This is a genomic window from Corynebacterium tuberculostearicum (assembly GCF_022347385.1).
Classification (GTDB): Bacteria; Actinomycetota; Actinomycetes; order Mycobacteriales; family Mycobacteriaceae; genus Corynebacterium; species Corynebacterium tuberculostearicum_M.
Genome location: NZ_JAKRDT010000001.1, coordinates 135,615 through 149,293, shown reverse-complemented (window position 1 = coordinate 149,293; position 13,679 = coordinate 135,615). Strand labels below are relative to the sequence as shown.

Genomic DNA, 13,679 nt, shown 5'->3' with positions numbered 1-13,679 from the left:
CGTGACTACTTCACACCAGTCCCACACGCCCGCTGCCGAGGAACATTTCGACCTCATCATCATCGGCACTGGCTCCGGAAACTCCATCCCTAGCCCGGATTTTGATGACCGGAGAATCGCCATCATTGAAAAGGGCACCTTTGGCGGGACCTGCCTCAACGTAGGCTGCATTCCCACCAAGATGTATGTCTACGCCGCCGATATTGCCCTAGCGGCGCGCGAGGCCGGCCGGCTCGGCCTTGATGCTCAGGTCACTAGCGTGGATTGGGATTCCATCGTGGACCGGGTCTTTACCAACCGCATCGACCAGATTGCCCAGGGCGGCGAACAGTACCGTCGCGGCGAAGAAACCCCGAACATTACCGTGTTTGATGAGCACGCCCGTTTCGTCGGCCCGAAGACCATTCAGACCGGCGAGCATGTCATCAGCGGCGACCAGATCGTCATTGCCGCCGGCTCCCGTCCGGTCATTCCGGAGGTCTATGCCAACTCGGGCGTGAAGTACTACACCAATGAAGACATCATGCGCATGGACCACCAGCCAGAAAGCCTCATCGTGGTAGGCGGTGGCTATATCGCCATGGAGTTTGCTCATGTCTTTGACGGCCTCGGCACCAAGGTGACCGTGGTCAATCGCTCCGAGACCTTGCTGCGCCACCTGGACGATGAACTGTCCAGCCGCTTCAACCAAATTGCTCGCGATCGCTTCGACGTGCGCATAGCCAATGGCACCAAGCTCGAGGAAACTGACACGGGCGTGCGGTTGGAATTGGACAATGGTGAGTCCATAGAAGCAGAGGCAATCCTGGTTGCCACAGGTCGCACTCCAAATGGCGATCAGATGGATGTGGATAAGGCAGGCATTGAGCTGCTTGCCGACGCCCGCGTGAGCACCGACGAGTTCGGCCGCACCACCGCCGAGGGTGTTTGGGCGCTTGGCGATGTCTCCTCGCCGTACATGCTAAAGCACGTAGCCAATGCGGAGACCCGCGCCGTGCAGCACAACCTGCTCCACCCCGAAGATCTCCGCCCACTGCCCCACGACAATGTCCCTGCCGCGATCTTTACCCACCCACAAATCGCCACAGTGGGCCTAACTGAGAAGCAGGCACGCCAGAAGGGCTTCGACGTCACCGTCAAGGTACAGAACTTTGGCGACGTTGCCTACGGCTGGGCTATGGAAGATAGCACCGGCATATGCAAGCTGGTGGCAGACCGCGATACCGGGCAGCTTCTCGGTGCTCACCTCATGGGTCCACAGGCCTCTACCTTGATCCAGCAATTGATTACCGCGATGGCCTACAAGTTGGACATGCGGGAGTTCACTCGCAACCAATATTGGATCCACCCTGCACTGCCAGAAGTGGTAGAAAATGCCCTTTTGGGACTGGAGTGGTAAAAGTAAATTGTTACGTGAGCTTTCTCACATTCTTCCAGTTTCTTTCCAGGTTTTAGGACGTTTTCCCACTTCACGCCAAGGAAGCCCCATTCACAATTTCAGGAAATTCACCACCATAAAGGGGCCCAAATTAAGTTAATCGCTGAACTTCCAGTCTTTGACGTGCAAAAGGACGGGAGTTTTACTAAATTCACTTGGGACACCGGCTCGAGCCGATACGAACACGGCTACCGCGTGTTTATGAATACCACCTGTGTATTCAATAACACTTTGGTTTCCCAGTGCGGAAGCCTTGCAAGTACGACTTTTAAGGAATTTTGATATGCGTATCCGCAATGCAGCAATCGCTGGCGCAACCGCTCTCGCCGTTGCCTTCGGCGGCACCACCGTCGCTTCCGCTGCCGACACCGTCAACCAGAACGGCAACAACGTCACCGTAGAGCAGGCTAACCCTTCCAAGACTGGTAAAGGCCAGGCCGAGGACCAGACTCCAGAGGACTACACCCCTTCCCTGTCCTCCAAGCTTGGCCACAAGCTCGAGGGCGACAAGGCAGCTAACGGCGTTGCCATCTTTGGTTCTTCCAAGGACTTCTCCGGCCAGCCAGCATGGGCAAAGGTCTTCTACGGTGCAACCGTTGTAGCAGGCGTTGGTGCCCTGCTCGGCGGCATCATCGGCCCTGTTTACAACTTCTTCGTACACGGCCCGTCCTTCTAAGCAACAGCCACACGGCTCAATCAAAACTTCCGAAAGGTAATTTTCACAATGCGTAACTTCCGCACCGCAGCCGTTGCTGCTGCTACCGCTGTCACCGTAGCTTTCGGCGGCGTTGCCGTCGCTTCTGCAGAGTCCTCCACCGCCAACGAGAGCACCGGTTCCTCCCTGTCCTCCAGCTCCTTCACCCAGAAGGGCAAGGAGTGGGGCGCATGGACTCCGGGCGAGGACGGCAAGCCGGTAGTAACTGCAGACAACCAGGTCACCGGCGAGGACATGTTCGGCAAGGAAACCTCCGAAACCATCCCGGAGTGGGCTTCCAACTGGAAGAAGGGTGCTACCGCACTGGGCATCACCTCCGTTATCGGCGCAATCATCGGCGCTTACAACTACGCTGTTTACAACGGCATCATCCCGCAGCACATCCTGGACCCAATCTTCCGCCGCTAATTGTTAGCCGCAGATTGGCTCTAGATAGCTAGGGCTTGCACGGGCCTCGTTCTTGTAACGAGGCCCTTTTTGCTATATATAGTCGCTCCGATACGGCCGACTGCTCCGTGGGAAGTCGGCAAGAATACAAAGGCCGCCTCCACTCCCCTTCTCTGGAAATGGAGGCGGCCTTCAGTTTGTTCTGAGACTAAGTACTAGTCCTCATCTGGAATGGTAAGGATTTCATTGCCGTCTTCGGTGATGACGAGGGTGTGCTCAAACTGGGCAGTGAACTTGCCGTCGGTGTTTTGGACGGTCCAGTCATCATCCCAGATCTCGTAATCCAAGGAGCCGAGGTTAATCATCGGCTCAACAGTTAGGGTCATGCCAGGCTCAAGGATGTCGCGGTACACGGTCGAGTCATGGTGTAGGACCACAAGACCGTTGTGGAAGGTTGGTCCGACGCCGTGGCCGGTGAAATCGCGCACGACGTTGTAGCCGAAGCGCTTGGCATAAGACTCAATAACGCGGCCAATGACGTTAATCTCACGGCCGGGCTTTGCGGCCTTGATGCCGCGCATGGTGGCCTCCTTGGTGCGCTCTACCAGCAGGCGGTGTTCCTCGGAGACATTACCGGCGAGGAAGGTGGCGTTATTGTCGCCGTGGACGCCGTTCTTATAAGCGGTGATATCGATATTGACGATGTCGCCATCCTCAATCACGGTGGTATCCGGGATGCCGTGGCAGACAATCTCGTTGAGGGACACGCAGCTGGACTTGGGGAAGCCGCGGTAGCCCAGCGTGGACGGGTAAGCGCCGTGGTCGCACATGTACTCGTGCGCCACGCGGTCCACGTAATCAGTGGTTACGCCCGGCTGCACGGCCTTTCCGGCCTCCTTGAGGGCGTTGGCTGCGATCTTGCAGGCCTCACGCATCTTCTCAATAACCTCTGGGGACTGGACGTAGGGCTCGCCTACGCCCTCCTGCACCTCGTCTTTCCACACGTACTCGGGGCGCTCGATGCTCTCCGGCACGGTGAGGATCGGAGTGGGCTTGCCTGGCTTTAGCTTTCCTCGATTACTCATGGTTTCCCATGGTAGTCCTCTGCGCCCATAATGCAGCAGCCGGGGTCACGAGGGCAGGCGGGGTTTCTACCCTTCGGCCGGCGGAGCCGCACCCTCGTGCGGTCCGGACCGGTAGTCATCGACCTTCTGCAAGAAGTTGCTAGTGATATTGACCGAGACATCGGAGCCGCCGCCCAAAACCACGAGGGTGGCAAAGGCGATATCGTCTTCTTCCCGGTAACCGGTAAACCAGGCGTGCGAGCCCTCGTTAATCTCGGCCTCACCGGTCTTGCCGTAAATCGTGCCGCCCGCCGCCATGCTGCGTGCGGTACCGCTAGTAACCACTTGGCGCATCATGGCGCGGACGTTATCTAGCACAGGCTTCGAAATCTGCTGCGGCTTATCGGAGGCTTTGGTTTCGTGGCCTTCGATAAGCGTGGGCGTAGGCGTCTTGCCATTGGCAACCGTTGCGGAGACAAGCGCCATGCCGAAAGGGCTAGCCAAGTCGTAACCCTGTCCATAGCCAGCTTCAGTGCGCTCGAGTGGTTCTTTGCCCTCCGGAATGGAACCGGTAATGGTAGTAAGGCCCGGTATATCGTATTCCACGCCGAAGCCAAACTTTTTGCCCATATCCTTCAACTCACCAGGCTTAAGCTTGGTGGAAATATCCGCGAAGGTAGTGTTGCACGATTGTGCAAAGGCTTGGCTGAGCGGAACGCTGCCTAGGGCGAAGGCGTTGTAGTTGGTCACCACGCGGCCAAAGATATCCATGGTGCCAGGGCACGGAACGATGGTATCGGTATTAAGCCCTTGCTTTTCTACGCCGGCCGCGGCGGTGAGAATCTTGAACACCGAGCCCGGAGGGTACTGGCCTTGGAGGGCTACGTCGCCATCTTCATCGGCCTTCTCGGTTTGGGCGACGGCCAAGATATCGCCATTGGAGGGCCGAATGGCTACGAGCATGGCCTGGGAATCGGCACGCTCATTGACCGCCTCTTGCGCGGCACGCTGCACGTCGTAGTCCAGACCTACCTTGATCGATGGCGCCGCATCAGGGTCGTGCTTTTCCACATCAGAGAGTGCTGCGCCATTCTCATTGACCACAGAAATGGACCAGCCGGTTTGGCCATCAACCTCATCCTGAACCGCGGAACGCACGCGCGACATCAGATCGGGTGCCAGGCCACGGTCGCGGGTGACCAGAGCCGGTTCTTCATTGAGGCGCACGCCGTCTATGCCTTCCACCTTGGGGCGCACGGTCTTGGCTTGATCCTCCGTAAACATGGTGACGGAAAAGGAGCCGTCTGCATCCTCCAATTTTTTCGCCAGATCCTTGGCATCCATCTCCGCAATGGAGTCATCCTGGCGGTGGGCGGCAGCCAGTGCGCCGCTGACCTTGGAAGCGGTGGGCCGCACATCATCCAGCGAGCTGGTATCTACCACCAGCCGGTAATTCAACCCCGGGCTCATCAATTCCACCCCGTTGGAAGAAACCACGCTGGCGCGCTCTGCTTCCAGCGCGCGCAGTTCCAGGTGCTGATTTGCTCCCAGGTCGGGGTGGATAAGGCTCGGCTTCCACCGCACCGTCCATTCATCCTCGGTCTTGGTCAGCGTCATCTGCGTGTCATAGCTCAAGGTACGATCCTTAGGCAGATCCCAGGTGACCTTGTAGTTCGCCGTGGCGAGGTTCTCATCCTGGTCCACGCCTTCAAGCTCCATGTCGAGCCCCTCGGCCTGCAGGCCGGAGTAGGTGGCATCGAGGGCGGAGGTGGCGTCCGAGGGGGCGTCGGTAAGCGCGGCTAAACCGTCATTATTCCGGGACTCCATCCCCCGGAGGAATTCCTCCGCCACCGGTTCCGCGGAAACCGGCTTCGGCGTACAGGCAACCACGCTGGTGGAGGCGAGCGTGATAGTTGCAACCAGCGCGACCAACTTCTTCATGTCTTGGCACTCTAGCAGCGCAAGCGCCAAAAAAGACTGCCCCACACCGAAGTGCGGGGAAGTCTGCTCAAAGTGGGTGAATTACTGGGTTACGCGAACCTCAGCCTTGGCGCCTTCCACGGCTTCCATACCCTGCTCATCGGCAATGCGCATGGCCTCTTCAATGAGGGTTTCCACGATCTTGTCTTCCGGCACGGTGCGAACGACCTCGCCCTTAACAAAGATCTGCCCCTTGCCATTGCCGGAAGCAACGCCGAGGTCGGCATCGCGGGCCTCGCCTGGGCCGTTGACAACGCAACCCATCACGGCAACGCGCAGCGGGAACTCCATGCCGTCCAAGCCGGCGGTAACTTCCTCCGCCAGCTTATAAACGTCCACCTGGGCGCGGCCGCAGGACGGGCAGGAGACGATCTCCAGCTTGCGCGGGCGCAGGTTGAGCGACTGCAGAATCTGGTCGCCCACCTTGATTTCCTCTACCGGCGGAGCGGACAGGGACACGCGAATGGTATCGCCAATGCCCTCTGCCAGCAGTGCACCGAAGGCAACCGAAGACTTGATGGTGCCCATGAACTTCGGACCAGCTTCGGTCACGCCGAGGTGCAGCGGGTAATCAGTCTTTTCCGCCAGCTGGCGGTAGGCCTCCACCATCAAAACCGGATCGGAGTGCTTAACGGAAATAGCGATATCGCCATAACCGTGCTCCTCAAAGAGGCCAGCCTCCCAAATAGCGGACTCGACGAGTGCCTCCGGGGTGGCCTTGCCGTACTTTTCCAGTAGGCGCTTGTCCAAGGAGCCACCATTCACGCCGATGCGGATGGGAATGCCGGCATCGCCTGCGGCCTTAGCAACTTCCTTCACACGGCCATCGAACTCGCGGATATTGCCCGGGTTTACGCGGATGGCGGCGCAACCAGCATCGATGGCCTGGAAGATGTACTTCGGCTGGAAGTGGATATCCGCGATCACCGGGATCGGAGACTTCTTGGCAATGGCCGGAAGTGCCTCCGCGTCGATGGGCTTAGGGCAAGCCACACGCACGATATCGCAGCCGGAAGCGGTCAGCTGTGCGATCTGCTGCAGCGTGCCGTTGATGTCGTGCGTCTTGGTATTGGTCATTGACTGCACCGAGATGGGCGAGTCAGAGCCGACGCCGACCGGGCCCACCTGCAGCTGACGAGTCTTGCGGCGCGGGTGCAGGACTGGTGGTGGGCCGTCTGGGATTCCTAGACCGATGGGGGTCGACATGAATTCTCCTTGTTGAAGCACAGTAAATACATACGGTGGGTGATTAACGCCCCCACTCTAGCACTGCTTGCTTTATGCCTGAAGTGCGCGCAGCGGGGGCTGCGGCGGCTAGCCAAATAGCCGAATGGGGTTGACCACATCGGCGACGATCACGATGGCCCCAACACCCATCAGCAGCGCGGCCATAACATAGGTCACCGGCATCAACTTGGTGTAATCGGCCGGCCCCAGAGCTGGCTTGCCCGCCAGTGTGCGGATGCCATCGCGCAGCTTTTCATAAATGATGACGGCGATATGTCCGCCGTCAAAAGGTGGCAACGGAATCAGGTTAAAGAGCGCGAGGAAGAAGTTCAGCGTGGCCAGCATCATAAAGAACATCGACCACAGGGAGCGCTCCGCCAATTCGCCGCCCACGCGGGAAGCGCCGACGACGGACATCGGGCCATCGGTCTCGCGTTCGTGGCCGAAGATGGAGGCCACCACACCCGGAATTTTGCCCGGGAATTGCTTCAGCCCGTCGATCGTTGCGCTCAGCGAGTAGGTGCTAAAGCGCCAGGTTGCCGGTAGGGCGTCGACGGCGCCGTGCTTTTCGACGACATCGATAAGCTGATTGCTCAGCCCGATCGAACCAGCATCCACTAGCTCGCCGTCTTTGTTCAACCGCTTGACCGTATCCAGGTGAACCGGGAAGTCCTTTTCTTCCCCACCGCGCTCAACCGTCAGCGTGATGGTCTCACCGGGGCGCTGCATTACCTCATCGCGCAGCTGGGTAAAAGAATCCAGCTTCTGGCCATCGAGGGCCACGATGATATCGCCCTCCTGCACGCCGGCCTTTCCTGCGGGGCCTTCACCCGTACACTTTTCCAGTTCTTGGTTCGGCTTCTGGTTGGCCGAGCAGGTCACCTCCCCCACGCGCGGGCGCACGTCAGCATCCGGGTTGGGTAGACCGGCCGTCATCGCCACAAAGTAAAGGATGACAAAGCCCAAAATCAGGTTGACACCGATGCCGCCGGCCATCACGATAATGCGCTGCCACCACGGCTTTTTATACATCGCATGGGGTTCTTCTTCCGCGGTGAGGAATTCGTCCTGGGCCGTCATGCCAGCGATATCGCAAAACCCGCCTACTGGGAAGGCCGCAAGTCCATATTCGGTGTGGCCCTTCCGGAAGGAAAATAAGCGCGGGCCAAAGCCAATAAAATAACGACGCACGCGCATGCCAAAGGCACGCGCGGTGAGCATATGGCCTGCTTCGTGGAGCGCTACGGTAAGCCCGATGCCAAGGGCGAAAAACACAATGCCCAGCAAGTTTGCCATGGTGTGAAAGCTTTCTATTCAGCCAGCGAATCAATCAGCGCATTCGCGCGCCTGCGCGCCTCGCCTTCTACCGCGAGGATTTCATCGAGGCTAGAGACTACACCAGCAAACTCGGATGCGGAATCAAGGATCGTGCCCACGACGTCCACGATCTCCGGGAAATGGATGCGCCCGGACAAGAACGCGGCCGCTGCCTCCTCATTGGCGGCATTATAAATGACCCCTGTTCCCTCGGCCGCGGCTCGGCGGGCGAGGTTGACGGCGGGAAAGGCGGCATCGTCAAGCGGCTCAAAACGCCAATCATGCGCCTGCGCAAAGTCCAAGGACGGCTGGGCACCTGGGACGCGGTGCGGCCAATTCAGCGCTAGCGAAATGGGCAGCTTCATCGACGGCGGCGAAACCTGGGCGATAGTGCAGCCGTCCTTGAAGGTGGCCATGGAGTGAATAATGGACTGCGGGTGCACGGTGACATCGATGCGCTCAGGTGCGATGTCAAAGAGCAGCGTCGCTTCAATAAGCTCCAGGCCCTTGTTAATGAGGGTGGCGGAGTTGAGGGTATTCATCTGCCCCATGGACCACGTAGGGTGCTGCGCTGCCTGCTCAGGGGTCACGTCCCACATCTCTTCGCGCGACCAACCGCGGAAGGGGCCACCAGAGGCGGTAAGGACAAGCTTATCCAGCTCCCCCTCCTCGCCGGCACGCAGACACTGCGCCATGGCGGAATGCTCCGAGTCAACAGGGATAATCTGGCCAGGGCGCGCCTTCTGCGTAACCAGCGTGCCACCCGCCACGAGGGATTCCTTATTGGCCAAGGCTAAATACTCGCCCATCTCCAGAGTGGCCAAGGTGGCCTTGAGCCCCAAAGACCCCACCAAGGCATTGAGTACCGTATCGGCCGGGGCCGAGCGCACTAGGTGCTCTGCAGCGTCGGCGCCACTCAAGACCGAACCGCCTAAAGCGGCCGACACCTCGGCGGCGGCGGCCTCGTTGGCCACGGCAACGTGGTCAAACGAAAGGTTGAGGCTACGGGCTTGTTCGATGATGAGCTGCGGGTTGGAGCCACCCGCAGCGATTCCCACGACGTCGAATTTATCGGGATTATCCGCAATGACTTCCAGAGCCTGCGTGCCGATTGAACCGGTGGAACCAAGAATGAGTATTCGCTGAGTAGTCACGCCTCCACCCTAGCGCCCACCACCATTGGGCGTGCGCGCCAGGTACGCCGCACTGCGACGGGGGTGTTTAATCGCCATCTCAGGTGCGATGTTTTAGAATGTGTAGCAGACAAATGGCATTGGTGTGCCCGCATGCCCATCGCACAGACGGACACACGCAGAAGCGAAGGAGAGCAAGTGTCTTCCCACAAGCCGGTACCGCAGGTATTTGACGGTGTTTCTACTGAGGACGTCCCATCCGCAGGATTCGGTTGGTCCCGCATCAGCCGCTCTGGCGTACAGATCGCCGGTTGGATCTCTGTCCTGTTCCTGCTTGCCTACAACTTTGGTAACCACAAGGGCCACGTTGAGACCATCTGGCTCATTGCCTTGGCTATCTTGATCGCCGTTGGCCTGCTCATCCACGCTTTCCAGCCTAAGTTGCACCAGGTCCGCACCGTGACCGCCCGCAACCAGCCGGTGGGCCACCAGGAGCCGGACTGGGTCTACGACCAGAAGACCAACACCGGCGTATACGCCGAGCTGACCGATTCCCAGCTGCGCGCGCTCAACATTGAGCCTTCCCGCGTTTCTCACCTGCGCGTTGAGCCAGGCACCAACAACGCCACCCCGGTTTCCTCCGGCAAGCACACGCTCTAAGCTTTTAGTACGCTTTAGCTACCGCCGCCCTTCCCCGCGAAGGTCGGTGGTTTCTTTATGCCTCCGCTTGGCGACGCCCCTCCTCCTCACCAACACATTCTGTCGTTTAGGACCCACTCCCAGCCCCACGGACCCAACCGCGCCCTGGGAGGGCAGCGATACGGCCACTGTCGCGGGGGCCGGAGGATTAAGACACCCAGTGCCCCACCTTGGCGTAAATCTCAGGCAGGGAGTTGTCCACGCGTTTTCCGCTTACCCGGAGGGCAACGATATAACACGCAACTGGAACCACGATGACGAGGATAAACCCCAGCGCAACCAGCGCCATATTCGAGCCGTAGCCGATGGCCATTGGGATGACGCCAGGGATGATCGGCGTCCAGCCAATAAACAAACTCAAGATTGCGCTTAAGAAGGCGCTGGCCGAGTAGCCGGATTTATCTGCCCACATGCTGCCAGCGGGCCGCGCGGTGGCAAAGGGATTAAAGGTGGAAAGCAGCAATGACAATCCCGCAGAAGAAATGAAAATTCCCAGTGCTACTACCATCAAGCACCCAGTAAGCGCTTTGTCGGCGCTCACCGCGAAAAGCACCGCCCCCGAGAGGACGAAAGTTATGGCTGTAGGCGCCAAGTGGGCCCTGTGCCGCGCGTAGAGAAACGTGCGCGGACGAACTGGGGCGGCCATCTTTACCCACAGGCTTGGACCGTCGTAACCGAAGTCATTGGTGGCTACAATTCCGCCGAAAAGTCCCAGAAATAGCACTCCTATAGACGGCATGACGGAATCAGTAGTAAAGCCCTGAATGATAAAAACGATTGCCAAAATCGGCTGCATGATGATGGTGCCGATAAGGCGGGAGTCACGGAAAATGTAGCGCAGCGAGCGCGTAAATTCCATGGCAGCTGGACCGCGATAGGAAAAAGAGCCCAAAGAAAAGCGGCTTATCCCCTTGGGCTTTTCGCGGCGTTGGTGCTTCGGAGACAAGAGTGTGCGGCGCTCGAATTGCAGGCGCAGCAACCGGTGCCACGCCCAGATGGCTGCGCCCAGCGACGCCGCAGCGATGAGAAACTGCAAGAAGGCTACTACTGGTTCGCCTTGGGCGAGCGCGAGCGCCCAGCCCACAGGTGCGCCTACGGGCGTCCACGCAAGGCCCTCTCCCACAGTTCCCAACGGGAAGTCAGAGCTAGCGAGGGAAGCAAGCCGATTCGAACCAAAGATGAGCAAGAACACCGCCAGCACACCCAAAACTTTGAGGGTGGTCGAGCTTAGCTCCGCGACAGTAGCCCCGACATAGACCGCGAGGTCCACTAAAACCAGCGTCAGAACTAGGTCAAAGAGCATGCCCAGGCAGAAGGGCAGGATGAATAATGCCTTGCCATTGGCCGCCAAGATCACACTTCCCGCCACCGCGTAGGCGATGGAGAGCAAGACTGATACTGGAGCGCGCAGATTGAGTACTGAGGCAATAGCTAGTGCCGGTGTGATGTCTTTTAACCGCACCGGCAACGCGGAAAGCTCACGGGCAGAAAGCTGATTCTCCCCGCTGGGCATGATGAGGGTGATAACGATAAAGGCCAGCGTGCCTACAGCAGGGGCCACGGCCAGCGCTTGCATTTTTCCAGTTCCGATGGAGATATCTGCCGCAGCAAGAGCTCCTAGCGATGCAAGGCCGATGAGCCCATAGAGCAATAGGCAAATAGGGATCATGACCGCCGCGGCATTCGCCTTGAGATTGCGCGCCCACAGTGTGCGGTGCAGCTTGAGGAGCGTCGAAGTCATTGCGCCTACGCCTCCCCTTCCCCGCGCTGCGGCTCGCCGCCTTCACGACGCAACCAATCGAAAGAGCCCGCATCAAAATCACTCCCACCGGCAAAGTGGATGAAGGCATCCGTCAGGCTGCCACCTTGGCGCACCTCCTCCACATGGCCAGCAGATAGCACCTGTCCTCCCGCGATAATGGCTACATGATCACACAAGCCCTCCACCAATTGCATGACGTGTGAAGACAGGATTACGGTGCCACCGCGGGCGGCATAGGCGCGCAAGAGCTCCTGAATGAGCTGGCCGGAGACTGGGTCCACCGCTTCCAAAGGCTCGTCGAGGATCACTACCTCTGGGTTATGCAGGAGCGCACCTGCCAAAAGGATCTTCTTAGTCATGCCGGCGGAATAGTCCGCGATGGGTTTATCGGCGGCGTCGGCAAGCTGCAAGGCATCCAGCAGCTGTGCGCTGCGATGCTCCACCTCGGCTTGGTTCATGCTGCGCAATGCGCCTAAATAGAACAGGTACTCCGGGCCAGACAAGCGGTCGAAAACGGGAGCGCCATCAATGAGCAGGCCCATCGCCGCCTTGGCCGCAATCGGTTCCTGCCACGTATTGTGCCCAGCGATGAACGCCTCACCGCTATCGGGGCGCAGCAGGCCGCACGCCATGGTCAGCATGGTGGTCTTGCCAGCTCCGTTAGGGCCGACGATGCCATAAATAGAGCCCCGCGGGATGTCGAGGCTCAAATTCGACACCGCGGGGCGTCCAGCGAAAGATTTATTCAGACCGCGCACGGCAAAGGCCTGCGCGGTGGGGTCATCTGCAAGCGGCGGATAATTTGGAATAATCATATCCGCCAATCTTATCAGTTAGGCGGACTTATCTTCCCGTTCATCCGCTGCGAGCTGACCACACGCCGCCGCAATCTCATCGCCCTTTGTATCGCGCACCGTGCAAGGAACGCCTTGGGCCTGCACGCGGCGCACGAACTCGTCTTGGCGGTCCTGCGGGGCTGCATCCCACTCCGAGCCCGGCGTGGGATTGAGCGGAATGACATTGACGTGAACCTTGGAGCCCAGCTTCTGATGCAGCTTGCGGCCCAGCATATCCGCGCGGAAATCCTGGTCATTCTTATCGCGAATCAGCGCATACTCAATGGACACGCGGCGAGCAGACTTATCCGCGTAATAGCGCGCAGCATCGAGCACCTCATCGACGGACCAACGGTTATTGACCGGCACGAGGCCATCGCGCAGCTCGTCATCCGGAGTGTGCAAGGAAACGGCGAGCGTGCAGGCCAAATCCTCGTCCGCCAGCTTACGGATTGCCGGAGCCAAGCCCACGGTAGACACGGTCACGTTGCGCTGGGAAAGACCAAAGCCGGCACCATCCTGGCCGGTAATCTGACGCACGGCCTGCACCACGCGCTTGTAGTTAGCCAGCGGCTCACCCATGCCCATGAAAACCACGTTGGACAGGCGGCCGCCTTCTGCCGCCATTGCGGCGGCAGCATGGCGGAACTGCTCAACGATCTCGCCCGTAGACAAGTTACGGTCCAGACCGCCCTGGCCGGTAGCACAGAACGGGCAGGCCATACCGCAGCCGGCTTGGGAGGAAATACACAACGTGGCGCGTCCTGGGTAGCGCATGAGAACCGACTCCAGCAGCGTGCCATCATGCAAACGCCACAGGGACTTAGTGGTCTCGCCATCATCCGTGGAAGTAGTCCGAATGGGCTTCATGAGCTCAGGGAAGAAAGCTTCCTTGACTGCTTCGCGCTTGCCGGCGGGGATATCGGTCATATCCTCTACATTGTCGGTATAGTGCTCGTAATAGTGCTTAGCCAGCTGCTTTGCACGGAATTTAGGTAGGCCAATTTCTGCGAGCTTGTCAATGCGCTCGGTTTCGGTCAGGTCCGCGAAGTGCTTAGGGGGAAGTCCGCGGCGCGGGGCGGAGAAGTTAAGTTTCACTGGTTGAGCCATAGTGTTGCCCA

At 59.1% G+C, this 13,679-nt stretch carries 12 protein-coding genes; 4 read left to right on the top strand and 8 right to left on the bottom strand.

Annotated features, from left to right (window positions below; genetic code table 11):
* Nucleotide 1: 1 nt before the first annotated feature.
* From mtr to MHK00_RS00695, 3 genes are all read left to right on the top strand, one after another.
* Entirely contained in the window at nt 2-1,399 is a 1,398-nt protein-coding gene (gene mtr, locus MHK00_RS00705; RefSeq protein WP_250410042.1) for a mycothione reductase, read from the top strand.
* 322 nt (nt 1,400-1,721) lie between these two features.
* Nucleotides 1,722-2,114: a hypothetical protein gene (locus tag MHK00_RS00700; RefSeq protein ID WP_005328705.1), complete on the top strand. Its 393-nt coding sequence runs from the start codon at nt 1,722-1,724 to the stop codon at nt 2,112-2,114.
* Between the two features lie 48 nt (nt 2,115-2,162).
* A complete protein-coding gene (locus MHK00_RS00695; protein WP_005328707.1) occupies nt 2,163-2,561 on the top strand; it encodes a hypothetical protein in 399 nt (132 codons plus the stop codon).
* A 194-nt stretch (nt 2,562-2,755) separates the two neighbouring features.
* Here MHK00_RS00695 and map read toward each other — a convergent pair whose 3' ends face one another.
* From map to dxr, 5 genes are all read right to left on the bottom strand, one after another.
* Nucleotides 2,756-3,625, bottom strand: a complete 870-nt coding sequence (gene map / locus MHK00_RS00690; RefSeq protein ID WP_250410041.1) for a type I methionyl aminopeptidase — start codon at nt 3,623-3,625, stop codon at nt 2,756-2,758.
* Between the two features lie 66 nt (nt 3,626-3,691).
* A complete protein-coding gene (locus MHK00_RS00685; RefSeq protein ID WP_250410040.1) occupies nt 3,692-5,545 on the bottom strand; it encodes a penicillin-binding transpeptidase domain-containing protein in 1,854 nt (617 codons plus the stop codon).
* A gap of 81 nt (nt 5,546-5,626) precedes the next feature.
* Nucleotides 5,627-6,790 carry a flavodoxin-dependent (E)-4-hydroxy-3-methylbut-2-enyl-diphosphate synthase gene (gene ispG, locus MHK00_RS00680; RefSeq protein ID WP_179386645.1) on the bottom strand — a complete coding sequence of 388 codons (1,164 nt, stop codon included), beginning with the start codon at nt 6,788-6,790 and terminating at the stop codon, nt 5,627-5,629.
* Nucleotides 6,791-6,898: 108 nt separating this feature from the next.
* Nucleotides 6,899-8,107, bottom strand: coding sequence for a M50 family metallopeptidase (locus MHK00_RS00675; RefSeq protein WP_250410039.1), 1,209 nt, complete (start codon nt 8,105-8,107; stop codon nt 6,899-6,901).
* Between the two features lie 14 nt (nt 8,108-8,121).
* Nucleotides 8,122-9,282 (bottom strand): 1-deoxy-D-xylulose-5-phosphate reductoisomerase, encoded by a 1,161-nt coding sequence (dxr, locus tag MHK00_RS00670; protein ID WP_250410038.1) that lies wholly within the window; start codon nt 9,280-9,282, stop codon nt 8,122-8,124.
* Between the two features lie 132 nt (nt 9,283-9,414).
* Between dxr and MHK00_RS00665 the strand changes: the two genes are divergently transcribed.
* Nucleotides 9,415-9,921 (top strand): DUF2631 domain-containing protein, encoded by a 507-nt coding sequence (locus MHK00_RS00665; protein WP_005325215.1) that lies wholly within the window; start codon nt 9,415-9,417, stop codon nt 9,919-9,921.
* A 187-nt stretch (nt 9,922-10,108) separates the two neighbouring features.
* On the opposite strand, the gene MHK00_RS00660 is transcribed toward MHK00_RS00665, so the two are convergent.
* The 3 genes from MHK00_RS00660 to rlmN are packed head-to-tail and all read right to left on the bottom strand — an operon-like array spanning nt 10,109 to nt 13,668.
* Nucleotides 10,109-11,701, bottom strand: coding sequence for a hypothetical protein (locus MHK00_RS00660; protein ID WP_250410037.1), 1,593 nt, complete (start codon nt 11,699-11,701; stop codon nt 10,109-10,111).
* 5 nt (nt 11,702-11,706) lie between these two features.
* Nucleotides 11,707-12,537 (bottom strand): ABC transporter ATP-binding protein, encoded by an 831-nt coding sequence (locus tag MHK00_RS00655; RefSeq protein WP_250410036.1) that lies wholly within the window; start codon nt 12,535-12,537, stop codon nt 11,707-11,709.
* 18 nt (nt 12,538-12,555) lie between these two features.
* Complete coding sequence (gene rlmN, locus MHK00_RS00650; RefSeq protein WP_408923807.1) at nt 12,556-13,668, bottom strand: dual-specificity RNA methyltransferase RlmN; 1,113 nt, start codon at nt 13,666-13,668, stop codon at nt 12,556-12,558.
* Nucleotides 13,669-13,679 lie beyond the last annotated feature (11 nt).

What these genes read in the sequence shown, in the direction of transcription:
- MHK00_RS00700 (WP_005328705.1), top strand. Translation starts at nt 1,722, where the DNA reads ATGCGTATCCGCAATGCAGCAATCGCTGGCGCAACCGCTCTCGCCGTT.
- MHK00_RS00695 (WP_005328707.1), top strand. Translation starts at nt 2,163, where the DNA reads ATGCGTAACTTCCGCACCGCAGCCGTTGCTGCTGCTACCGCTGTCACC.
- map (WP_250410041.1), bottom strand. Translation starts at nt 3,625, where the DNA reads ATGAGTAATCGAGGAAAGCTAAAGCCAGGCAAGCCCACTCCGATCCTC.
- MHK00_RS00685 (WP_250410040.1), bottom strand. Translation starts at nt 5,545, where the DNA reads ATGAAGAAGTTGGTCGCGCTGGTTGCAACTATCACGCTCGCCTCCACC.
- ispG (WP_179386645.1), bottom strand. Translation starts at nt 6,790, where the DNA reads ATGTCGACCCCCATCGGTCTAGGAATCCCAGACGGCCCACCACCAGTC.
- MHK00_RS00675 (WP_250410039.1), bottom strand. Translation starts at nt 8,107, where the DNA reads ATGGCAAACTTGCTGGGCATTGTGTTTTTCGCCCTTGGCATCGGGCTT.
- MHK00_RS00665 (WP_005325215.1), top strand. Translation starts at nt 9,415, where the DNA reads ATGCCCATCGCACAGACGGACACACGCAGAAGCGAAGGAGAGCAAGTG.
- MHK00_RS00660 (WP_250410037.1), bottom strand. Translation starts at nt 11,701, where the DNA reads ATGACTTCGACGCTCCTCAAGCTGCACCGCACACTGTGGGCGCGCAAT.
- MHK00_RS00655 (WP_250410036.1), bottom strand. Translation starts at nt 12,537, where the DNA reads ATGATTATTCCAAATTATCCGCCGCTTGCAGATGACCCCACCGCGCAG.
- rlmN (WP_408923807.1), bottom strand. Translation starts at nt 13,668, where the DNA reads ATGGCTCAACCAGTGAAACTTAACTTCTCCGCCCCGCGCCGCGGACTT.